The organism is Pantoea sp. NPDC088449 (assembly GCF_044753225.1).
Taxonomy (GTDB): domain Bacteria; phylum Pseudomonadota; class Gammaproteobacteria; order Enterobacterales; family Enterobacteriaceae; genus Pantoea; species Pantoea floridensis.
Genome location: NZ_JBIVMT010000003.1, coordinates 571,196 through 594,007, shown reverse-complemented (window position 1 = coordinate 594,007; position 22,812 = coordinate 571,196). Strand labels below are relative to the sequence as shown.

Below are 22,812 nucleotides of genomic sequence, written 5' to 3'. Positions count from 1 at the left end.
TTTGAAAGAAGTGTGATGCCTTGATGAGAGAGTACAACTTTAAGTAACTGCTTATAGTTACATCCTACAATTCTTAAGCCAATATTCGAAATTAAACGCTGATATTCATATCGTGATGCTTGTCAGTTAAGAGCACCCCAATAACCCAGCGCACACATTGTAGCGGCGCGATAAATCGCGCCGCTACAGAATGTGCAGTGATTCAATGCGGCGCCTAACTGAGCGGCATGGTGATATTCATATCGTGCTTCTCCTGAAGATAATTACAACTTCAGGTAAGTACGAATCCCATCAAGAAACATCTGCGTTGCCAGCATAATCAATATTAATCCCATCAGACGTTCCAGCGCGTTAACCCCTTTATCGCCGAGCAGGCGTAAAAATAGCCCCGACATTAGCAAAATCACCACCGTGACGCCCCATGCAATCAGCAGCGCGCCCACCAGATGCGTCATCTGATGGGGATACTGATGCGATAACAACATCAGTGTCGCCAGCAGCGACGGGCCGGCAACCAGCGGGATCGCCAGCGGCACGAGGAACGGCTCTTCACCCGCCGGTAATCCGCTGGTGCTGCTTTCGCCAGAAGGGAAAATCATGCGGATGGCGATCAGGAACAGAATGATGCCGCCGGAAATCGACACGGTTTCGGTGCGCAGATTGAGAAATGCCAGGATGCGTTCACCCGCGAATAAAAACAGCAGCATCAGGATGAGCGCGATCAGCATTTCGCGCATCAGCACCACCCGGCGGCGCTTGGGTTCGAGGTGCTTTAATACCGACATAAAGATCGGCAGGTTGCCCAGCGGGTCCATAATCAACAGCAGCAATATGGTCGCGGATATCATTTCAGTCATGTCAGGTAAACCATCCTATCGATTTGGCCGGGGGCCATTATTAGTTGTACTGCTGAAAAAGTTAGCGCAATCGAATTAATTCACTTGCCAGAAATGCTGCATTTTGTAGAGTTGACGGTCATAGGTAAACCTGATTATTACGCAGACGGGCGCGATCGTTCGGCCGGTCTTTTCCTCGCACCACATAGGGCCTCTCCAGAAGCGCCCGAGACGGACAGAAAATGAAGAATGTAGGTTTTATTGGTTGGCGTGGCATGGTCGGCTCAGTGCTGATGTCACGCATGAGCGAAGAACGCGATTTTGACGTCATCAATCCGGTCTTCTTCTCCACGTCACAGCTTGGTCAGGCGGCACCGGCGTTCGGCGCTAAGTCGACCGGTGCGCTGCAGGATGCTTTCGATATCGAGGCGCTGAAGGCGCTGGATATCATTATCACCTGCCAGGGCGGCGATTACACCAGTGAAGTCTACCCGAAGCTGCGTGAAAGCGGCTGGCAGGGCTACTGGATCGATGCGGCTTCCACGCTGCGCATGAAGGATGACGCCATCATCATTCTCGATCCGGTGAACCACAATGTGATTCGTCAAGGCCTTGATAACGGCATTAAAACCTTCGTCGGCGGCAACTGCACCGTGAGTCTGATGCTGATGTCACTCGGCGGACTGTTTGCCAACGATCTGGTGGAGTGGGCATCGGTTGCTACTTATCAGGCGGCGTCCGGTGGCGGTGCGCGTCATATGCGTGAACTGCTGACCCAAATGGGCATGCTGCATGATCACGTGGCGAAATCACTGCAGGATCCGGCTTCCGCGATTCTGGATATCGAGCGTAGCGTTACTGATTTCACGCGTTCTGGTACCTTGCCAACCGACAACTTTGGCGTACCACTGGCGGGCAGCCTGATTCCATGGATCGACAAACAGCTGGACAACGGCCAGAGTCGCGAAGAGTGGAAAGGCCAGGCGGAAACCAACAAAATCCTGCGCACCAGCAGTGTGATTCCGGTTGATGGCCTGTGCGTGCGCGTTGGTGCGCTGCGCTGCCACAGCCAGGCATTTACCCTGAAGCTGAAAAAAGACCTGCCGCTGAGTGAAATAGAACAGCTGCTGGCTTCGCATAACGAGTGGGTCAAAGTGGTGCCAAACGATCGCGAAATCACCATGCGCGAACTGACGCCTGCCGCCGTTACCGGCACGTTGACCACGCCGGTTGGCCGCCTGCGTAAACTGAATATGGGGCCTGAATACCTTTCTGCCTTCACCGTGGGCGATCAGTTACTGTGGGGCGCGGCTGAACCGCTGCGTCGCATGCTGCGTCTGCTGATTGACTAAGCGCAGCGGAAAACCAGACAGGCCGGGGTTTCCCGGCTTTTTTTTGACCTTCAGGCTGCAAAAATTCATGCAAATTGCGCCAGACAAGTGATCCGCTTCCCCTTTTTGCTCGCCCGACAACAATTTTTCGCATTCCTCCCTGGCTTCTGCCAGCCCCAAGCTATGATTTAACAGAGATGTGCCGGTTGTTAACTGTTTTCGTTTTTTGAACTGAATGGTTTGTTGTACACGGTGATGATCTTTCCCACGGACGGTTGTGTCCTCGCAGTGTACCTATGGCTCAATGAAAAGCAGCGCACCCCAGTCGATAATTCTGCCGACTCGGGTCGCCTGCGCAAAATCATAGGAAGAAAGTCATGTCAGAGCTTCCCGATCGCCAGGCGATCAATGCCCTTTTTGCCGGGAATTACGCCGATCCCTTCTCGTTACTGGGGATGCACCAAACTACCGAAGGCCTTGAAGTGCGTGCGCTGCTGCCTGATGCCTCCGATGTGTGGGTGATTGAAACCAACACCGGACGTAAGTGCGCCCAACTTAAATGCCTCGACTCACGTGGCTTCTTCTGTGGCGTGATCCCGCGCCGTAAAAATCTGTTTGGCTACCAGCTGGCGGTGAATTGGCACGGTCAGCAAAACCTGATTGATGATGCTTATCGCTTTGGTCCGCTGCTGCAGGAGATGGATGCGTGGCTGCTGGGCGAAGGTACGCACCTACGCCCTTACGAAACCCTGGGCGCGCACGGCACCACTATCGATGGCGTGCACGGTACGCGCTTCGCCGTCTGGGCACCTAACGCACGTCGGGTATCAGTCGTGGGTGAGTTCAACTTCTGGGACGGCCGTCGTCACCCGATGCGCTTCCGCCGGGAACTGGGCGTGTGGGAGCTGTTCGTCCCGGGCGCGGTAAACGGCCAGCTGTATAAGTTTGAGATTATTGATAATTCAGGCCAGCTGCGTATCAAAGCCGACCCTTTTGCCTTCGAAGCACAGATGCGCCCACAAACGGCTTCGATGATCTGTGGCCTGCCGCCGAAAACCGAGATGCAACCGCAGCGCAAAGCGGCGAATGCCTTTGATCAGCCGATTTCGATTTATGAAGTCCATCTGGGCTCGTGGCGGCGTCATACCGACGATAACTTCTGGTTAAGTTACAAAGAGCTGGCTGAACAGCTGATTCCCTACGTCAAAGAGATGGGTTTCACTCACATTGAACTGATGCCGATTAACGAACATCCGTTCGATGGCAGCTGGGGCTATCAGCCGTTGGGAATGTACGCGCCAACGCGCCGCTTCGGTACGCGTGATGAGTTCCGCCACTTCATTGCCGCTGCACACGATGCAGGGATTAATGTCCTGCTCGATTGGGTGCCGGGCCACTTCCCGAGCGATGATTTTGGTTTAGCAAAATTCGATGGCACTGAACTCTATGAGCACAGCGATCCGCGCGAAGGCTTTCATCAGGACTGGAATACGCTGATCTACAACTTCGGGCGACGCGAAGTCAGCAACTATTTGTCCGGCAACGCCTTGTACTGGATGGAACGCTTCGGCATTGACGGACTGCGCGTGGATGCGGTGGCCTCGATGATTTATCGCGACTACAGTCGCGCCGAAGGTGAGTGGGTACCGAACCAGTTTGGTGGACGGGAAAACCTCGAAGCGATCTCTTTCCTGCGCCACACCAATCGCACGCTAGGCCGCGCCGCGCCAGGCAGCGTGACGGTAGCGGAAGAGTCCACCGATTATCCCGGCGTCACGCGTCCCTCGGAAGACGGCGGGCTTGGCTTCTGGTTCAAATGGAACCTTGGCTGGATGCACGACACCCTGGACTACATGAAGCTCGATCCGGTGCATCGCCGCTACCATCACCACCTGATGACCTTCGGCATGCTTTACAACTACACCGAAAACTTTGTGCTGCCGCTATCGCATGACGAAGTGGTGCACGGTAAACGCTCTATCCTCGATCGCATGCCGGGCGACGCCTGGCAAAAGTTCGCTAATCTGCGCGCTTATTACGGTTGGATGTGGGGTTTCCCCGGTAAGAAGCTGCAATTTATGGGCAACGAGTTTGCGCAAGGCCGTGAATGGAACCATGACACCAGCCTTGACTGGCATCTGCTGGAGGGGGAAGACAACTGGCACAACGGCGTACAGCGGCTGGTGCGCGACCTCAACCATACCTATCGTCACTATGCGCCGCTGCATCAGCTTGATTTTGATGGACAAGGGTTTGAGTGGCTGGTGGTAGACGATCACGAGAATTCGGTCTTTGCCTTTGCGCGTCGCGATCGCGACGGCAATGAGATCATCGTCATCAGTAACTTCACCCCCGTGGTGCGTCATCACTACCGTTTTGGCGTCAATCAGCGTGGCGGCTGGCGTGAAGTGATGAATACCGACCAGCACGATTATCACGGCAGCGACACGCGTAACCACGGCGTGGTGCATACCGATGAGATTGACAGCCACGGTCGACCGCAGTCGTTGAGCCTGACCGTGCCGCCGCTGGCAACCCTCTGGCTGGTGCGGGAGAGCGACTGATGCTGGAGCAGGGGCAGCCGAAACCGTTAGGTGCACATTACGATGGGCACGGCGTCAATTTCACGCTGTTTTCCCAGCACGCTGAGCGCGTCGAGCTGTGCCTGTTTGACGCACACGGCGCTGAGCGACGTTTTCCGCTGCCCGCGCGCAGCGGTGATATCTGGCACGGCTATTTTCCCGCGCTCAAGCCCGGCCAGCGTTATGGTTATCGGGTTCACGGTCCGTGGGCACCGCAGCAGGGACATCGCTTCAATCCTGCCAAGCTGCTGGTTGATCCCTGCGCCAAAGCGGTAGTAGGAGATGTGGCGGACGAGGCGTGTGTTTATGGCGGTGAACGTGAGCCGGATCCGCTGGATAACGCCGCCGTTGCCCCTAAATCATTAGTGATTGCCGAGGATTTTAATTGGGAGAGTGACCAGCCACCGCGCACGCCGTGGGGTAATACGGTGATTTATGAAGCGCACGTGCGTGGCTTGACGCAGCAGCATCCGGAAATTCCGGAAAGGCTGCGTGGGACTTATGCGGCGCTAGGTCATCCTGCTATGGTGAACTACCTGCGCCATCTTGGCGTTACCGCGCTGGAACTGCTGCCGATTGCCCAGTTCACCAGCGAGCCGCGCCTGCGCCGTTTGGGTTTGAGCAACTATTGGGGCTACAACCCCTTCGCTTTATGGGCGGTAGATGCGCGCTACGCGTCGGGTGAAAACGGCTTATCACCGCTGCAGGAGTTTCAGCAGGCGGTAAAAGCGCTGCATGCCGCGGGCATCGAAGTGATTCTGGATGTGGTGTTCAACCACACCGCCGAACTGGAAGAGATCGGACCGACGATTTCCCAGCGCGGCGTGGATAACGCCAGCTATTACTGGCTTGATGGCAACGGTGAGTATCAAAACTGGACCGGCTGCGGCAACACGCTGAATCTCAGCCATCCGCAGGTAATGGCATGGGTGCTGGAAGCGCTACGCTATTGGGTGCGCAACTGCCATATCGATGGTTTTCGTTTTGATCTCGCCAGCGTATTAGGCCGTACGCCGGAATTTCGTCAGGATGCACCGCTGTTCGCCGCCATCAAAGCGTGTCCGCTGCTCTCGCAGGTGAAGCTGATTGCCGAGCCGTGGGATATTGGCCCTGGCGGTTACCAGGTGGGTAATTTCCCACCAGACTTTGCCGAATGGAATGATCATTTTCGCGACGCGGCGCGTCGTTACTGGCTGCAAGGTGAGCTGAATAACGGAGATTTTGCCCGCCGTTTTGCCGCATCCAGCGACGTTTTCCAGCGTGAGGCGCGCCTGCCGCACGCCAGCATCAATCTTATTACCGCCCACGACGGCTTCACGCTGCGCGACGTGGTGAGCTTCAACACCAAACACAATCAGGCCAACGGCGAAGATAATCGCGACGGCAGCAGCAATAACTTCAGCCATAACCACGGCAAAGAGGGGCTGCAGGTCAGTTTCGATATTGTCGAGCGGCGGCGGCGCAGCGTGCATGGCTTGCTGACGACGCTGCTACTGGCACAGGGCACGCCGATGTTGCTGGCGGGCGATGAACGCGGTCACAGCCAGCATGGCAACAACAATGCCTATTGTCAGGACAATCCGCTGACCTGGCTCAACTGGCAACAGGATGATTTTGGACTGGTCGACTTCACTGCTGCATTAATCCATCTGCGCCAGCGCATTCCTGCGCTGACCGAGGATGGCTGGTGGCAGGAGGGCGATGGCAACGTGCAGTGGTTCAACGCCAGCGGCAAACCACTGGAAACAGAGCAGTGGGAACAGGGGACGCACAGAATGCAGATCCTGCTCTCCGGCCGCTGGTTAATAACAATAAACGCCACGGAATCGGTGAATGATATCGCCTTACCAGACGGAGAGTGGCGTGCCATTCCTCCTTTCGCCGGGGAAGATAACCCCATCCTGACAACTGTCTGGCACGGTCCCGCACACGGTGTGTGCGTGTTCCAAAAGCAATCATAAGGAGTCAGACATGGTGAAATTAGATAGAACAGATCATCTGATGCTGGCGCGCCAGCTCCCTACACAAACGGTTGCCTTGATCCTTGCTGGCGGGCGCGGTACGCGCCTGAAAGATCTCACCGCGAAACGCGCCAAACCTGCCGTGCACTTCGGTGGCAAGTTCCGCATCATCGACTTTGCGCTGTCCAACTGCATCAACTCGGGCATTCGGCGCATCGGCGTGATCACCCAATATCAGTCACATACTTTGGTGCAGCATATCCAACGTGGCTGGTCCCTGTTCAACGAAGAGATGAACGAATTTGTCGATCTGCTGCCCGCCCAGCAGCGTGCCGCTACCGAACACTGGTATCGCGGTACCGCCGATGCGGTGACGCAAAATCTCGACATCATTCGTCGCTATAACGCGCAATACATCGTGATTCTCGCCGGGGATCACATCTACAAGATGGACTACTCGCGCATGCTGCTCGACCACGTCGATCGCGGTGCCAAATGCACTATCGCGTGCTTACCGGTGCCGTTGGCCGAAGCCACGGCGTTTGGTGTGATGGCGGTTGATGCCGAAAACAACGTGATCGATTTTGTTGAAAAGCCGCCAAAACCGCCGTCAATGCCGGGGGATGACACCCGAGCGCTGGCGAGCATGGGCATTTACGTATTCAACGCCGATTACCTTTATCAGCTGCTGGAAGAAGACCTGCAGGTAGCCGATTCCAGTCACGACTTTGGTAAAGATTTGCTGCCAAAAATTGTCGCCAGCGGCGAAGCTTACGCGCACTCCTTTACGCTTTCTTGCGTGCAGATTGACGAAAAGGCCGAGCCGTACTGGCGCGACGTCGGCACGCTGGAAGCCTACTGGCGCGCCAACCTCGATTTAGCCTCGGTGACGCCTGAGCTGGATATGTACGACCATAGTTGGCCGATTCGCACCCATATGGAGCCGCTACCACCGGCGAAATTTGTGCAGGATCGTTCCGGCAGCCACGGCATGACGATGAACTCGCTGGTTTCGGGCGGCTGCATCATTTCTGGCTCGGTGGTGGTGAATTCCGTGCTGTTCCCACGCATTCGCGTGAACTCGTTTTGCAATATTGATTCCGCAGTGCTGCTGCCCGATGTGGTGGTTGGCCGATCGTGTCGTCTGCGCCGCTGCGTGATTGATCGCGCCTGCGAGCTGCCAGAAGGCATGGTCATTGGCGAAAACCCCGATGAAGACAGCCGTCGTTTTTACCGTTCAGAAGAGGGCATCGTACTGGTGACGCGCGCCATGCTGGCCAAATTAGCCAGAGCGGGTCAGTAGATGACGAAAGATTATAGAGAAAATTGCCGCGTGGAACGCGTGCGATAACAATAGGGGTTCAGGATGCAGGTTTTACATGTCTGTTCAGAGCTTTTCCCGCTGTTGAAAACCGGCGGACTGGCTGATGTCGTCGGTGCATTACCACAGGCGCAAATAGCCGATGGTACGGATGCGCGGGTGTTGATTCCCGCCTATCCGGATCTGCGTAAAGGGATTCCTGATACTGAAATCCTGGCGGAGCTGCAAACTTTTGCTGGACCGGTGCGCTTACTTTTTGGACAATTTAACGGCGTTGGCATTTATTTAATTGATGCGCCGGGACTGTATGAGCGTCCCGGCAGTCCGTATCACGATACGTCGCAGTTTGCCTATGTGGATAACTACCTGCGCTTTGCCCTGTTGGGCTGGATGGGCGCAGAGATTGCCAGCGGATTAGATATGTACTGGCAGCCCGATATCGTGCATGCGCATGACTGGCATGCTGGCTTAACCTGCGCCTACATTGCTGCGCGCGGTCACCCGGCGAAAACGGTGTTCACCGTGCACAATCTGGCGTATCAGGGGCTGTTTTCCGCGCGTCATTTGGATGAAATTCAGATACCGCGCGCCTTCTTCGATATGCATGGCCTGGAGTTCTTTGGACAGATCTCCTACCTCAAGGCGGGACTGTTCTATGCCGATCATATTACGGCGGTCAGCCCGACTTATGCGCTGGAGATTACCCGACCCGAATTTGGTTACGGTATGGAAGCGTTACTCGAGCAGCGCCTGCGCGAGGGAAGACTGAGCGGGATTCTCAACGGTGTCGATCCTGGCATTTGGGATCCGGCGCATGATTTGCTGCTCACCGCGCGCTACGACAGCGAAACGCTGGAGAGCAAAGCCGAGAACAAACGCCAGCTGCAGATTGCCATGGGCCTGAAGGTGGATGACAAAGCGCCGGTGTTCTGCGTGATCAGCCGCCTGACGAAACAGAAAGGGCTGGATTTGGTGCTGGAAGCGCTGCCGGGCCTACTGGCGCAGGGCGGCCAGCTGGTGCTGCTCGGTCAGGGGGATGCCGAGTTACAGCAAGGTTTCCTCGCGGCGGCTGCGGAGCATCCGGGTCGCGTTGGCGTGCAGATTGGTTATCACGAAGCCTTCTCGCACCGCATTGTTGGCGGCGCGGATGTGATTATGGTGCCGAGCCGCTTTGAGCCGTGCGGCTTAACCCAGCTGTATGGATTGAAATACGGCACGCTGCCGCTGGTGCGTCGCACCGGTGGTCTGGCGGATACGGTGCAAGACAGCTCACTGGAGAATCTGGCGGACGGTGTCGCCAGCGGATTCACCTTTGAAGACAGTAATGCCTGGTCGCTGCTGCGGGCGATTCGGCGCGCATTTGTTCTGTGGTCTCGACCTGCACTCTGGCGTTACGTTCAGCGGCAGGCGATGGGGATGGATTTTAGTTGGCAGGTGGCAGCACAAGCCTACCGCGATCTTTATCAACGTTTGCTGTAATGAGAGATTGGGATACTTGATATGAATGCACCTTTCACCTATGCCTCACCCACGCTGACGGTTGACGCGCTGAAGCACTCAATCGCCTATAAGCTGATGTTTACTATTGGTAAAGATCCCTCGATCGCGAATAAGCATGAGTGGCTCAACGCCGCACTGCTGGCGGTGCGTGATCGCATGGTGGAACGCTGGCTGCGCTCCAGTCGCGCGCAGCTCTCACAGGATGTGCGGCAGGTATATTATCTGTCGATGGAGTTCCTGATGGGACGCACGCTCGGTAACGCGCTGCTGGCGATGGGCATCTACGACGATCTCAATCAGGCGCTGGACGAGATGGGGTTGGATCTCAGCGAACTGATGGAAGAGGAGAACGATCCCGGTCTCGGCAACGGCGGCCTTGGACGTTTGGCCGCCTGCTTCCTTGATTCGCTCGCCACGCTGGGTTTGCCGGGACGTGGCTACGGTATTCGTTACGATTACGGCATGTTCAAGCAGAATATCGTTGACGGGCAGCAGCGCGAATCACCGGATTACTGGCTGGAATATGGTAATCCGTGGGAATTCCAGCGCTTTAATACGCGCTACAAGGTGCGTTTCGGCGGCCGTTTGCAGCACGAAGGGGCGCGGGTGCGCTGGATCGAAACCGAAGAGATCGTCGCGATGGCTTACGATCAGATCATCCCCGGTTTTGACACCGATGCCACCAACACGCTGCGTTTGTGGGGCGCGCAGGCCAGCAACGAGATCAATCTCGGTAAGTTTAACCAGGGTGATTACTTCGCTGCGGTGGAAGATAAGAACCATTCGGAAAACGTCTCGCGCGTGCTCTATCCCGATGATTCAACCTATTCCGGCCGCGAGCTGCGTCTGCGCCAGGAGTATTTCCTCGTCTCTTCAACGGTGCAGGATATTCTCAATCGTCACTGGCAGATGCATGAAACCTGGGACAATCTGCCGGATAAAATTGCCATTCACCTTAATGATACTCATCCGGTGTTGGCGATCCCTGAATTGATGCGACTGCTGATCGACGAGCAAAAATTCAGTTGGGACGATGCGTTTGAAGTGACCTGTCAGGTGTTCTCCTACACCAACCACACCTTGATGACGGAAGCGCTGGAAACCTGGCCGGTGGATATGATCGGCAAAATTCTGCCGCGTCATCTCAGCATCATTTTTGAAATTAATGACTATTTCCTGAAAACCATCCAGGAATACTATCCGGATGATTGGGAGCTGATGGCGCGCATCTCGATCATTGACGAAAACGACGGTCGGCGCATTCGCATGGCGTGGCTGGCGGTGGTGGTAAGCCACAAGGTCAATGGCGTGTCGGAACTGCACTCCAATTTGATGGTGCAATCGCTGTTCGCTGATTTCGCGCGTTTATTCCCTGGCCGTTTCTGCAATAAAACCAATGGGGTGACGCCGCGTCGCTGGCTGGCGCTGGCCAACCCGCCGCTGTCCGATGTATTAGATGAAGCGATTGGTCGCAACTGGCGCACCGATCTCGGCCAGCTCAACGAGCTAACGGCACAAATCGATTACCCAGCGTTTATCGAGCAGATCGCCGACGCCAAATTCGCCAACAAAAAGCGCCTGGCGGATTGGGTGGCGAAAAATATGGATATTGTGCTGGACCCGCATGCGCTCTTCGATGTGCAGATTAAACGCATCCATGAATACAAACGTCAGCTACTGAACGTGCTGCACGTTATTACGCGCTATAACCGCATCAAGGCCGATCCCAACGCTGAATGGGTGCCGCGCGTGAATATCTTCGCCGGTAAAGCGGCGTCGGCGTATTACGTAGCGAAGCACATCATCCACTTGATCAACGATGTCGCCAACGTGATCAACAACGATCCGCAGGTGAAGAACAAGCTGAAGGTGGTGTTCATCCCGAACTATGGCGTGAGTCTGGCGCAGATCATTATCCCTGCGGCGGATCTCTCCGAGCAGATCTCCACTGCTGGCACCGAAGCATCGGGCACCAGTAACATGAAATTTGCGCTGAACGGCGCGTTAACCATCGGTACGCTGGATGGCGCTAATGTGGAGATGCTGGAGCATGTCGGCAAGGAGAATATCTTTATCTTCGGCAACACCACGCCGCAGGTCGAGAAGCTGCGTACCGACGGCTACAACCCGCGTAAGTATTACGAGGAAGATCCTGAGCTGCATCAGGCGCTGACGCAAATCGCCAGCGGCGTGTTCAGTCCGCAGGAACCGGGTCGCTATCGCAATCTGTTTGATGCGCTGGTGAACTTCGGCGACCACTATCAGCTGCTAGCGGATTATCGCAGCTATGTGGATACGCAGGACAAGGTAGACAAGCTCTATCGTCAGCCGGATAAGTGGCAACGCAGCGCGGCGCTGAATATCGCCAATATGGGCTACTTCTCGTCAGATCGAACCATTCAGGAGTATGCGGATGAGATCTGGCACATCTCGCCAGTGAGGTTGTAAGGCGGGAATTTCAAAGTCCAGGTCGCCATAAATGGCGACCCTACCAAACCGCACTGAACAAATGTAGGGTCGCCATTCATGGCGACCGATAAACGTTCAGATTTTAAGGATTATTTTAAAGTGATGCTTTTGACAATCCCGTCAGCATCACTTTGTGCCTGTTGCTGGTTATCCGCTGGCAAGGTAATTTGCAGCGTCAGCAGTTTGCCGTCCACTTTTGCCAGAATCACCGAAGACCATGACGTCTGGTTATTGGCAGAAATCACCGTATCCAGCTGCTGAGCCGGCTGATCCTTCAGCGTCACCGCTTTATTCGACACCACTTGCAGCTGTGGATCGCGGCTGCGCTGCTGCTGTTCCAGGCGCTGCGCCAACGCATCTAGCGCTTCGTTAGTGGGATCGCCCGCAATCACGATAATCGCGCGCTGGCCAGTTTCGTCGGCATAGACGTGCATGTTGGTGGATTCAGAACCGAGTTTGCCGCTCTTATCAGACATGCCCGCCGGCAGTGAGAAGCTCAGCTTGCCGTCCATCAGATTGACCGTCTGAGCAGACTGGCTGGCGCTGGCACCGTTGCTGTTTTCTGCTGCATCATCTTTCTTCTGGTCACATGCCGCCAGGCCTATCACCAGCAGGCCAATACCCACATATTTCACTACGTTACGCATTCTTTTCCCTTTTACATGATTCCAGTCAGGCGTTATCAAAACGGAATCGGCGGGCAAAAGCAACCGCCGGAGTGTCAGGAAATTTTAGCGTGCCATGGCGTTACGTCTATGTGGAATCAGCCGAAATTCACCTGTCGCTGTGCGGAACGCTCGGCTAATCGCTTCAGCATGGCATTCAGCAGCACGCCGTAAGCCGGCAGGAAGAAGATCATGCAGATCAGCACTTTGAAGCTGTAATCCACCAGGGCGATCTCGACCCAATGCGTAGCCATAAACGGGTCTGGACTCTTGTAAAAGGCGATGAAAAAGAAGGCCAGCGTATCGCTGATATTGCCAAGGAACATCGCGGCCGCAGGGGCAATCCACCACTGGGGTAATTGGCGCAAACGGTTAAAAACGTGGACGTCAAGGATCTGGCCCAGCGCATAAGCCATAAAGCTGGCGCAGGCGATACGCGCGACAAACAGATTAACCTCTTCCAGCGATGCCCAACCCTGCCATTCGCCTTGATAAAAGACGCACGAGACGATGTAGGAGATCACCAGTGCTGGAATCATAACCGCCAAAATGATGCGACGAGCCAGCGGCGCGCCAAAGATGCGCACGGTGAGATCGGTTGCGAGGAAAATAAACGGAAAGCTAAACGCGCCCCAGGTGGTGTGGAAGCCGAAGATGGAAACCGGCAGCTGCACCAGGTAGTTACTGGAGGTGATCACCAGCAGATGGAAAAGCGATAGCCAAAACAGCGCATGCATGCGCTGACGTGCAGAAAAAGCAATCATGTAGGACCTTTTTAATAGTGGGGTGAGGGAACCCATTGCCCGTCATACTTCAAGCCGTAGCTGCGTTGGCTGCGTGCGTCCACCCCAGTCACTTACTTCAGTAAGCTCCTGGGGCTGCTCGCACTTGCCGCCTTGCTACAGCTCGAATTATTTAGGGCAAAATATGGTAGCAATTTAAAAATCGGCGGCATCTTAACGCGTTGCGTAATTTATGCAATGGTTAATTTTAACGCAATCGTTATCGCCTTGCGTTGGCTAATTCACACGCTAAAATGTGCGCCCATCATCCACCATAGACAGAGAATCATGAGCGATCCCTTTTCTGCGCCTGACCATCAGCTTGATGCCCTTGGCCTGCGCTGTCCAGAGCCGGTAATGATGGTGCGTAAAACCGTGCGCAGCATGCAGGCCGGTGAAACCTTGCTGATCATCGCCGATGATCCCGCCACCACGCGCGATATTCCCGGTTTCTGCCGTTTTATGGAACATCAGCTGCTGGCACAGCAGACCGAAAGCCTGCCGTACCAGTTTCTCATCAAAAAAGGCGCTTAACGCTGACGCAGCAAGCGCAGCGCATTCGCGGTAACCAGCGCGGTGGCACCGGAATCTGCCAGCACCGCCAGCCACAAACCGGTAAAGCCGAGCAGCGTGGTGACGAGGAAAATCGCTTTCAGGCCCAGCGCCAGCGCCACGTTTTGCCGAATGATGGCGCGCGTGCGCCGTGCCAGCACGATCGTGCGCGGCAGAATCGCCAGCTGATTTTGCGTTAATGCTACATCGGCGGCTTCCAGCGCGACGTCGGTGCCGCTGCCCATCGCGATGCCGATCGTCGCTGCTTTCAACGCAGGCGCATCGTTGATGCCGTCGCCCACCATCGCCAGCGATTGTTGTGCGCCTAATTGCCGCACGGCTTCCACTTTATCGGCGGGTAAGAGACCGGCGCGATAATCAATCTGCAATTCGGCGGCAATGGCAGCGGCTGCTCGCGGGTTATCACCGGTCAACATCACGCTATTTACACCCAGTTTTTGCAGTTGAGAGAGTGCGCTTATCGCCTCTTCACGCAACTGATCCCGCAACGCCAATGCGCCGAGTACCTGCTGATCCTGCAACAGCAGCACCACGGTTTGACCCTGGGCTTCCAGCTCGGCAATCAGCTGCTGCTGAGTTGCGTTAAGCTGCCTGGCTTCACGTGGCGTGAGTAACTGATAGGTCACGCCATCAATGTCGGCACGAATACCGCTGCCCGCCAGGGTTTGCTGCTGAGAAGCGGAAGGGATCGCAAGCTGACGCCGCTCGGCTGCAGTGACAATGGCTCGCGCCAGTGGATGCGTGGAGCCCTGTTCAACGGCAGCGGCAATGCTGAGCAGGCTGTTTTCCGCTGTTCCACCGAACGACTGAATATGGGTGATCTGTGGCTTGCCCGCGGTCAGTGTGCCGGTTTTGTCGAACGCCATCATGCTAACGCGACTGAGCCGCTCCAGTGCCGCGCCGCCTTTTATCAGCGCGCCCTGACGGGCGGCAGCGGCCAATCCAGAGGTAATGGCCGCGGGTGTGGAGATCACCAGCGCACACGGGCAACCAATCAGCAGCAGCGTTAGCCCTTTATAAATCCACGGCAGCCATGCGCCAACGCCGAGCAGCGGTGGCAGCACCATCACCAGCAGCGCCAACAGCATAATCGCCGGCGTATAAATGCGGCTGAAGCGATCGATAAAGCGTTCAACCGGCGCACGATGGCTTTCGGCTTCTTCAATCAGCTGCAGGATGCGGTCGATAGCACTTTGCCCCGGCTGGGAAAGCACTTTCAAGGTAACCAGACGATCGAGGCTGGTGGCACCGGCCATGATCTGTTCACCCGGCTCACGCGCCACCGGCAGCGATTCGCCGGTCAGCGCGCTTTCATCAAAACTGGCACTGGCATGCAATAACTCGCCGTCCGCCGGTAAACGGCCACCGGCCGCGACTTCAATCACATCACCAGGCTGCAGCACGTCTAAGCGGACATTTTCCCGTTGTGTGCCGACAATGCGCGTGGCGGTGTCAGGACGCAGCGCCATTAGCGCGGTCACGCCGCGACGTGCGCGCGCGGCGGCGTAGGCTTCCAGGCGTTCGCCCAGCTGGAACAGCAGCAGCACCATGGCGGCTTCAGCGTGAGCACCAATCACCAACGCACCGGCGGCGGCGATGGTCATCAGCATCTCAATACTAAATGGCGATCCGCTGCGCAGCAGTTGCCAGGCGTTGCGCGCGATGGGGGCCAAACCAATCAGCGTGGTAGCAATAAACAGGCGATCGCCCCAAAGCGGTGAAACCTGGCTCAGCAGCCAGCTGGCGAGCATCAGTACGCCAAGCAGCAGTAAACCGGCATTTTCCTGCCAGCGGCTTTCCGGTGGTGGGGGCGATTGAGGATCGCTGGAGGTCAGCGTGAAGCCAGCATGTTTCACGGCTTGTTCGATAGCGCTGCGGATATCGTTTTCGGCATCCACCACCAGTTTTTCGCTGGCGAAAATCACCCGCGCTTGCTGCACCTGCGGCACGCGTTGTACGGCAGATTCGATTTTTCGTGCGCAGCTGGGACAATCCATGCCGGCAATCTGCCAGCGAAATTGGTGTGAAGTGAGTGCGGGCCTGTCACTTTCGGCGTCGCTTTCGCCGCCGGGCGAGCCGCTATCGCTGTCGCAGCAGCCACAATCACCTTCTGGCGTAACTGGCTGCGCGGCTGAGATTTTCAGGGCTGAGGGCGTTACGCTGCGAATCGAGCACAGCGGCTGCGGTTGGCGATGAGACTTTCCACAGCGGCAAGGATGGGCATGTTGATGCATATAACCTCCGGAATTAGGGGGCGGGATAGCACCCGCACCCTAATGCTACACTCTGGAGTCAACTCCAGAGTCAAGCTGAAGGTGAGATTTTCTTCAATAAAGCCACAGGGAGCGCACAATCATAAAATGACCGGCGAAGTAACAGGCGGCGACGATGGCGCTATCGGCGCTGAAGCGGCGGCGATAGTGCGAGAAAAACCAGACAATGTTGGCTAACAGCAATAACGCGGCGCCGACAAGCAGCGAGAAACTGTAATCGGTTGGGCGGAAGAAGTAGTTCTCCGCTGCCATCCAGTTCATCACCAATGTCATGCCGATCAAGGTGCAGATTGGCCAGCGTAGATCTTCCAGCCTGGTCCAGAGAACGCCGATAACAATTACGCCAATCACCAGGAAGGTGAGGGGAATCGGCCAGAAGAAACTCATGGTCATGTGCGCGGCAAAGCTGATGGTGTACAGCAGATGCGACAGGAAAAATGCGCCCAATGCATAGAGCATCTGCTGACGCGGCAGCAGCATCAGCGCATCACCCGCCAGCGTGGCAATAAGACCAGCCAGGATCAGATAATCAGTGGTGTTAAGCGTTGGCGCTTGCCACGCCCAGGCAACGAGCAACAGCAAGGTGACAGGTTTAAATAGCCAGCGCTGCCATTGCGGGCCGCGGTATGAAGCATCGACGTAGAGCCAGCCGGAAAAAAGTACGGCAAGGAAAGACCAAAGCATGTTTTCTCCCTTTTCTGAACGAAATGTCCGCCAGTTTGATGAATTTTCCCAAAATCACTTACTCAGTGTAAGTTACCGCCGCCAAATGTGACAATCAGCCGACTCTGGTTGTATGCTTTGTCGTCTTTACCCGTTCCGACTTAACGCAAAGCACGAGATAAATTATGAGCAAACCACCGCTAATCTTTTTCATCGTACTGGCCATTATTGCCGTTCTGGCGACGCGTCAGTTTATCAAGCAGCGCCGCGAAACCGCGGTGAACGATGCCTCTCCAGTGCGATCTTTGAGCGTAGAAGTGAAAACTAAGCGCGAATTTCCCTCTCCTAATCGCCGTTCACGCCAGCGCGAAGTCATTGCCGGAGAAGAGATGAAGTATGAAGCCTGGTTTCATCCACTGAATGGCGCGAGCGATATCAAAGTGACGGTCAACGCCAGTGATTATCATCAGATGGATAAGGGCGTGAAAGGGGAGCTGAAAATGCAAGGGACACGCTTTGTCAGTTTTACGCCAGCGCCGTAAGGCCGCCATTCACGGCGACCTGGTCACTAAACGCACTCATTACATCTTCGGATAATGCTTTTTCTGCCACGCCAGCAGCTCAAACACGCCAAAGAAGAAGATCTTCGCCTGGGTTACGCCGCTCAGTTTGGGCGCGTCTTTTGCCTGAGTGGCGCGCAGCAGCACCAATTGCAGGCCGTGCATAATCACCATAAAGAACAGCGCCACATGCACAAAATAGCGCAGCGGCGTGGGGAAGGGCTGCACCAGATTGAGCAGCAAAAATGCCCATACGCAAATCATCAGCAAGCGACCCAAATTAAGCCACATTCTGCTTCTCCTGTTGGCGTTGATATAAGCGATAAGCCACCTGGCCGGCGATTTTCTCGCGGTACAAATCCCAATTGGCCGGTGCCACGGGCGTGCCGTTTTCCACTTCGCTTTCCACATAGATCAGCGCTTCATCGGCCAGCCAGCCATTTTGCTCCAGTAAGGTCAACGTTTCCTGTAACAGGCCTTTACGGAACGGCGGATCGACAAACACCACGTCAAACGGTTCGCCCGGCTGGCTCAGCCACTGCAACGTGTTGGTTTGCACTACTTTCGCCTGCGTGGCGCGCAGCGTTTGCAGGTTCTGCGAAAGCTGCTGCGCTACAGTACGTTCCAGCTCCAGCAGCGTGGCTGATGCGGCATAACGAGAGAGTGCTTCAAGGCCGAGTGCGCCGCTGCCGGCAAAGCAGTCGAGGCAACGCGCGTCCTGAATGTCTGGCGCTAGCCAGTTGAACAGGGTTTCACGCACGCGATCGGTGGTCGGGCGCAGGCCAGCGCTATCCGGTACCGGTAATTTACGGCCGCGCCACTGGCCGCCAATGATGCGGATCTGGCCAGCGCCGTTGCTGCGGGGGGATTTGCTCATTTTGCTCACAACTCGTCATAATTTGTTGCGTAGTTTAACGGGCGTAGCGGGCAGAAGAAACGTTAAAAAAGGGTGCTGTGGTGCGCTGGCTGGAAAGTGTTAGACTACTGAGTTGGTAGAGCGCGCGTAATTACCTGATTTTTACGCGGCTCCCCGCAAAAAAATGCATATTTTATCCCCTGGGAACAGCGTGCTACCGGGAATAAGCCATCGAGGAGTAGGGTCACACAATGGCAAAAGAGAAAAAACGCGGCTTTTTTTCCTGGCTAGGCTTTGGCAAAGAAGAAGAGACGCAACAGCCTGTTGAAGAGCAGCAGCAAACTGCCGAGGTGGCACCTGAGCCCGCCGTTGAAGAGAGTGCGTTAGATCGCGCCGAAGCGCAGGCTGAAGACACCGTCGCGGTTACCGAGCAGGTTGCGGAACATCAGCAGGTTGAACCAGAGGTTATTGCCGAGCCGGTTACCGCCATCGAAGAAGAAGTGCTACCGGAAGAGATCGTCCAGCCGGTTGTCGCACCTATCGAAGAAGAGCCTCAGCTGGAAGAGCTGGCGCTTGATGCACCAGACGTTGATGAAGAAGCCCCCTTAAGCGACGAAGAGCTGGAAGCGCTGGCGCTGGCAGAAACCTATGCAGAAGATGCTGAGCTGGCTGAGGAACCTCAGGATACCGTTAGCGATCTGCCGCTGGCTGCTGCGCCCATTATCACCCAGGAGCAGGAGCGTCCTACCAAAGAGGGCTTTTTCGCCCGTCTGAAGCGCAGCCTGGTTAAAACGCGTGAAAACCTCGGTTCCGGTTTTATCAGCCTGTTCCGCGGCAAAAAGATTGATGACGACCTGTTTGAGGAGCTGGAAGAGCAGCTGCTGATTGCGGACGTTGGCGTTGAAACGACGCGCCGCATCATCACCAATCTGACCCAGCAGGCCAACCGCAAGCAGCTGCGTGATGCTGAAGCGCTGTATGGGCTGCTGAAAGCCGAAATGGCCGACATTCTGGAAAAAGTGGACCAGCCGCTGGAAGTGGGCGGCAAAACGCCATTCGTCATCCTGATGGTTGGCGTCAACGGCGTGGGTAAAACCACCACCATCGGTAAGCTGGCGCGCCAGTATCAGGCGCAGGGCAAATCCGTCATGCTGGCGGCAGGCGATACCTTCCGTGCTGCGGCCGTTGAACAGCTGCAGGTGTGGGGCCAGCGCAACAATATTCCGGTCGTCGCGCAGCATACCGGCGCGGATTCCGCCTCCGTGATTTTTGATGCCATTCAGGCCGCTAAGTCGCGCAATGTCGATGTCCTGATTGCCGATACCGCCGGTCGCTTGCAAAACAAATCGCACCTGATGGAAGAGCTGAAAAAAATTACCCGTGTGATGAAGAAGCTGGATGAAGAGGCGCCGCATGAGGTGATGTTGACGCTTGACGCCAGCACCGGGCAAAACGCTATCAGCCAGGCCAAACTGTTCCATGAAGCGGTGGGCCTGACCGGCATCGCCCTGACCAAACTGGACGGCACCGCCAAAGGCGGCGTGATCTTCTCGGTTGCCGATCAGTTCGGCATTCCGATTCGTTATATCGGTGTTGGGGAAGGCATCGAGGATTTACGGCCGTTTAAGGCCGCAGACTTTATTGAGGCACTGTTTGCCCGAGAGGAATGATTGGGATGATTCGCTTTGAAGAGGTCAGTAAAGCTTACCTGGGTGGACGTCAGGCGCTGCAGGGGGTGGATTTTCATCTGCGTCCTGGTGAAATGTCGTTCCTGACCGGCCACTCTGGCGCGGGGAAGAGTACCTTACTGAAGCTGATTTGTGGCATTGAGCGCCCGAGTGCGGGGCAGATCTGGTTTAGCGGCCACGATATTTCGCGTTTGCGTCACAGCGAAGTCCCTTTCCTGCGACGTCAGATTGGCATGATTTTCCAGGATCACCACTTACTGATGGATCGTTCGGTCTATGACAACGTGGCGATTCCGCTGATTATCTCCGGTGCCAGCGGCGAAGACATTCGTCGCCGCGTATCGGCCGCGCTGGATAAAGTGGGCCTGCTCGACAAAGCGAAAAGCTATCCGATTCAGCTCTCAGGCGGTGAACAACAGCGTGTGGGCATTGCCCGCGCGGTGGTGAACAAACCGGCGGTGCTGCTGGCGGACGAACCGACCGGTAACCTCGATAATGCGCTGTCGGAAGACATTCTGCGCCTGTTTGAAGAGTTCAACCGCGTTGGCGTCACGGTACTGATGGCAACGCACGATGTCGGGTTGATTGCGCGCCGGAATTATCGCGTGATGACGCTCAATCAGGGACGTCTGCACGGAGGCCACGATGGTCAATAAACGCAACAAGCGCGCACCTGCGCCGAAAGCGAAGCAACCTTCTAAAAGTAAAGCGCTGAAGGGTGGCTGGCAGGAGCAATGGCGCTACGCGCTGCGCGGCACGCTGTCCGATATGTGGCGTCAGCCGCTGGCGACGCTGCTAACGGTGATGGTGATTGCTATCTCACTGACGCTGCCGAGCGTGTGCTACATGGTGTGGAAAAACGTAAGCCAGGCCGCGACCCAGTGGTATCCCGCCCCGCAGCTGACGGTGTATCTGGATAAAGCGCTGGATGACACCGCAGCAGAGAATGTCACCGCGCAGCTTAAGCAGCTGGATGGCGTGGATAATGTGAATTACCTGACGCGTGAAGAAGCGCTAAATGAGTTCCGCAACTGGTCGGGCTTTGGCGGCTCCATGGACATGCTGGAGCAGAATCCGCTGCCGGCGGTGGCCATCATCACGCCAAAACTCAACTTCCAGAATTCGGATACCATGGCGAATCTGCGCGATCGCGTAGCGAAAGTGCAGGGCGTTGATGAAGTGCGCATGGATGACAGCTGGTTCTCACGTCTGGCAGCGCTCACGGGGCTGGTTGGCCAGATCGCCTCAATGATTGGTCTGCTGATGGTGGTGGCGGTGTTCCTGGTGATCGGCAACAGCGTTCGTCTGAGCATCTTTGCGCGTCGCGATACGATCAACGTACAGAAGCTGATTGGCGCGACCGATGGGTTTATTCTGCGTCCTTTCCTGTATGGCGGTGCGCTATTAGGTTTCGGCGGTGCGGTGCTATCGCTGATTCTTTCGGAAGTGCTGGTGCTGCGCCTGCAATCGGTGGTGGCGCAAGTGGCAACGGTATTTGGTACCACCTTTGTGCTGGAAGGTTTTTCCTGGGATGAAGGGCTGCTGTTATTGCTGATTGCCGGCATCATTGGCTGGATTGCGGCATGGCTGGCGACGGTACAACATTTACGCCGATTTACGCCACAGTAACCAAAAGCAACGTTTTTTGGTATACTCTTCCTCTGCTGCCGACGACCTGGGAGCAGAGGAATTCTCCTGTTTCCCCCGCCGTCATCTGTGTGTAAAATATTCACTGCTATAATTGAACTTGTGGATAACTTTGTCGTCCAAGTAGCACAGATTGCTTCTGGTTTTCTCGCGACGTTGACATAATGTAGCGTCTGCGCAAGGAAACGTGCAGCAAGTCCATTGAATTTGTGAGGGTTTGAATGACCAAAGAAATGCAAACTTTAGCGATTGCTCCTCTGGGTAACCTGGAATCTTACGTCCGGGCTGCCAACAACTGGCCGGTACTGACGGCAGAAGAGGAAAAAGCATTGGCTGAGCGGCTGCATTACCAGGGCGATCTGGATGCGGCTAAAACGCTGATCCTGTCTCACCTGCGCTTTGTTGTTCATATTGCTCGTAACTACTCCGGTTACGGCTTGCCACAGGCGGACTTGATTCAGGAAGGTAACATCGGTCTGATGAAGGCGGTGCGTCGCTTCAATCCTGAAGTCGGTGTACGTCTGGTGTCGTTTGCCGTGCACTGGATTAAAGCAGAGATTCACGAATACGTGCTGCGTAACTGGCGTATCGTGAAAGTCGCGACCACCAAAGCTCAGCGTAAGCTGTTCTTTAACCTGCGTAAAAGCAAACAGCGTCTCGGTTGGTTCAACCAGGACGAAGTGGAAATGGTTGCGCGCGAGCTGGGCGTGAGCAGCAAAGATGTGCTGGAAATGGAATCGCGCATGGCCGCGCAGGATATGACCTTCGACATGTCGTCTGATGACGAAGCGGGCGAAGGCAAAGCGATGGCGCCAGTGCTGTATCTGCAGGATAAAACCTCTGACTTTGCCGATGGCATTGAAGAGGATAACTGGGATGCACACGCTGCGGACAAGCTGAGCGATGCAATGCTGAGCCTCGACGAACGCAGCCAGGATATCATCCGCGCCCGTTGGCTGGATGATGATAACAAGACCACGCTGCAGGAGCTGGCCGATAAATACGGTGTTTCTGCGGAACGCGTGCGTCAGCTGGAAAAGAACGCCATGAAGAAACTGCGTGTGGCGATTGAAGCCTGATAACTTTCAGGCGGAAAAACGGGGCG

The 22,812-nt window shown here is 55.7% G+C and carries 19 protein-coding genes; 12 read left to right on the top strand and 7 right to left on the bottom strand.

Annotation, left to right across the window (positions count from 1 at the left end; genetic code table 11):
• Positions 1–263 precede the first annotated feature (263 nt).
• Positions 264–857: a YhgN family NAAT transporter gene (locus tag ACIP6T_RS17200; RefSeq protein WP_345827447.1), complete on the bottom strand. Its 594-nt coding sequence runs from the start codon at positions 855–857 to the stop codon at positions 264–266.
• 221 nt (positions 858–1,078) lie between these two features.
• Here ACIP6T_RS17200 and asd point away from each other — a divergent pair, with 221 nt between their 5' ends.
• From asd to glgP, 6 genes are all read left to right on the top strand, one after another.
• On the top strand, positions 1,079–2,188 hold the full coding sequence (gene asd / locus ACIP6T_RS17195) for an aspartate-semialdehyde dehydrogenase (RefSeq protein WP_345827446.1): 1,110 nt from the start codon (positions 1,079–1,081) through the stop codon (positions 2,186–2,188).
• Positions 2,189–2,544: 356 nt separating this feature from the next.
• Positions 2,545–4,731 carry a 1,4-alpha-glucan branching enzyme gene (gene glgB / locus ACIP6T_RS17190; protein ID WP_097095271.1) on the top strand — a complete coding sequence of 729 codons (2,187 nt, stop codon included), beginning with the start codon at positions 2,545–2,547 and terminating at the stop codon, positions 4,729–4,731.
• Positions 4,731–6,710 carry a glycogen debranching protein GlgX gene (gene glgX, locus ACIP6T_RS17185; RefSeq protein ID WP_400458180.1) on the top strand — a complete coding sequence of 660 codons (1,980 nt, stop codon included), beginning with the start codon at positions 4,731–4,733 and terminating at the stop codon, positions 6,708–6,710. Before glgB ends, glgX begins: the two co-directional genes overlap by 1 nt.
• Before the next feature lie 10 nt (positions 6,711–6,720).
• Positions 6,721–8,013 carry a glucose-1-phosphate adenylyltransferase gene (gene glgC, locus ACIP6T_RS17180; protein ID WP_097095269.1) on the top strand — a complete coding sequence of 431 codons (1,293 nt, stop codon included), beginning with the start codon at positions 6,721–6,723 and terminating at the stop codon, positions 8,011–8,013.
• 63 nt (positions 8,014–8,076) lie between these two features.
• A complete protein-coding gene (gene glgA, locus ACIP6T_RS17175) occupies positions 8,077–9,510 on the top strand; it encodes a glycogen synthase GlgA (protein WP_097095268.1) in 1,434 nt (477 codons plus the stop codon).
• Positions 9,511–9,531: 21 nt separating this feature from the next.
• The gene (glgP, locus tag ACIP6T_RS17170) at positions 9,532–11,979 is read left to right on the top strand and encodes a glycogen phosphorylase (protein WP_097095267.1); all 2,448 of its coding nucleotides are present in this window, start codon (positions 9,532–9,534) and stop codon (positions 11,977–11,979) included.
• Positions 11,980–12,089: 110 nt separating this feature from the next.
• On the opposite strand, the gene ACIP6T_RS17165 is transcribed toward glgP, so the two are convergent.
• Both ACIP6T_RS17165 and ACIP6T_RS17160 read right to left on the bottom strand, forming a co-directional pair.
• Positions 12,090–12,647, bottom strand: a complete 558-nt coding sequence (locus tag ACIP6T_RS17165; RefSeq protein WP_400458179.1) for a DcrB family lipoprotein — start codon at positions 12,645–12,647, stop codon at positions 12,090–12,092.
• A gap of 116 nt (positions 12,648–12,763) precedes the next feature.
• Positions 12,764–13,429, bottom strand: a complete 666-nt coding sequence (locus tag ACIP6T_RS17160; protein WP_097095265.1) for a 7-cyano-7-deazaguanine/7-aminomethyl-7-deazaguanine transporter — start codon at positions 13,427–13,429, stop codon at positions 12,764–12,766.
• A gap of 306 nt (positions 13,430–13,735) precedes the next feature.
• Here ACIP6T_RS17160 and tusA point away from each other — a divergent pair, with 306 nt between their 5' ends.
• Positions 13,736–13,981 carry a sulfurtransferase TusA gene (tusA, locus tag ACIP6T_RS17155; RefSeq protein ID WP_007891299.1) on the top strand — a complete coding sequence of 82 codons (246 nt, stop codon included), beginning with the start codon at positions 13,736–13,738 and terminating at the stop codon, positions 13,979–13,981.
• Here the strand turns inward: tusA and ACIP6T_RS17150 are convergent.
• Positions 13,978–16,254, bottom strand: coding sequence for a zinc/cadmium/mercury/lead-transporting ATPase (locus ACIP6T_RS17150; protein ID WP_400458178.1), 2,277 nt, complete (start codon positions 16,252–16,254; stop codon positions 13,978–13,980). The two genes, tusA and ACIP6T_RS17150, sit on opposite strands and share 4 nt — an antisense overlap.
• A gap of 93 nt (positions 16,255–16,347) precedes the next feature.
• The gene (locus ACIP6T_RS17145; protein ID WP_400458177.1) at positions 16,348–16,977 is read right to left on the bottom strand and encodes a lysoplasmalogenase; all 630 of its coding nucleotides are present in this window, start codon (positions 16,975–16,977) and stop codon (positions 16,348–16,350) included.
• A 164-nt stretch (positions 16,978–17,141) separates the two neighbouring features.
• Here ACIP6T_RS17145 and ACIP6T_RS17140 point away from each other — a divergent pair, with 164 nt between their 5' ends.
• Positions 17,142–17,498 (top strand): DUF2500 domain-containing protein, encoded by a 357-nt coding sequence (locus ACIP6T_RS17140; RefSeq protein ID WP_097095262.1) that lies wholly within the window; start codon positions 17,142–17,144, stop codon positions 17,496–17,498.
• Between the two features lie 39 nt (positions 17,499–17,537).
• On the opposite strand, the gene ACIP6T_RS17135 is transcribed toward ACIP6T_RS17140, so the two are convergent.
• Both ACIP6T_RS17135 and rsmD read right to left on the bottom strand, forming a co-directional pair.
• Positions 17,538–17,807 carry a DUF1145 family protein gene (locus ACIP6T_RS17135; RefSeq protein WP_097095261.1) on the bottom strand — a complete coding sequence of 90 codons (270 nt, stop codon included), beginning with the start codon at positions 17,805–17,807 and terminating at the stop codon, positions 17,538–17,540.
• Positions 17,797–18,393: a 16S rRNA (guanine(966)-N(2))-methyltransferase gene (rsmD, locus tag ACIP6T_RS17130; RefSeq protein WP_097095260.1), complete on the bottom strand. Its 597-nt coding sequence runs from the start codon at positions 18,391–18,393 to the stop codon at positions 17,797–17,799. Before rsmD ends, ACIP6T_RS17135 begins: the two co-directional genes overlap by 11 nt.
• Positions 18,394–18,623: 230 nt before the next feature.
• Between rsmD and ftsY the strand changes: the two genes are divergently transcribed.
• The 4 genes from ftsY (at position 18,624) to rpoH (ending at position 22,786) form a co-directional block, all read left to right on the top strand.
• A complete protein-coding gene (gene ftsY / locus ACIP6T_RS17125; RefSeq protein WP_400458176.1) occupies positions 18,624–20,042 on the top strand; it encodes a signal recognition particle-docking protein FtsY in 1,419 nt (472 codons plus the stop codon).
• A gap of 5 nt (positions 20,043–20,047) precedes the next feature.
• The gene (ftsE, locus tag ACIP6T_RS17120) at positions 20,048–20,716 is read left to right on the top strand and encodes a cell division ATP-binding protein FtsE (RefSeq protein ID WP_097095258.1); all 669 of its coding nucleotides are present in this window, start codon (positions 20,048–20,050) and stop codon (positions 20,714–20,716) included.
• Positions 20,706–21,689, top strand: coding sequence for a permease-like cell division protein FtsX (gene ftsX, locus ACIP6T_RS17115; RefSeq protein ID WP_097095257.1), 984 nt, complete (start codon positions 20,706–20,708; stop codon positions 21,687–21,689). The genes ftsE and ftsX overlap by 11 nt, the downstream gene beginning before the upstream one ends.
• 239 nt (positions 21,690–21,928) lie before the next feature.
• Positions 21,929–22,786, top strand: a complete 858-nt coding sequence (gene rpoH / locus ACIP6T_RS17110) for an RNA polymerase sigma factor RpoH (protein WP_064737937.1) — start codon at positions 21,929–21,931, stop codon at positions 22,784–22,786.
• Positions 22,787–22,812: the final 26 nt, after the last annotated feature.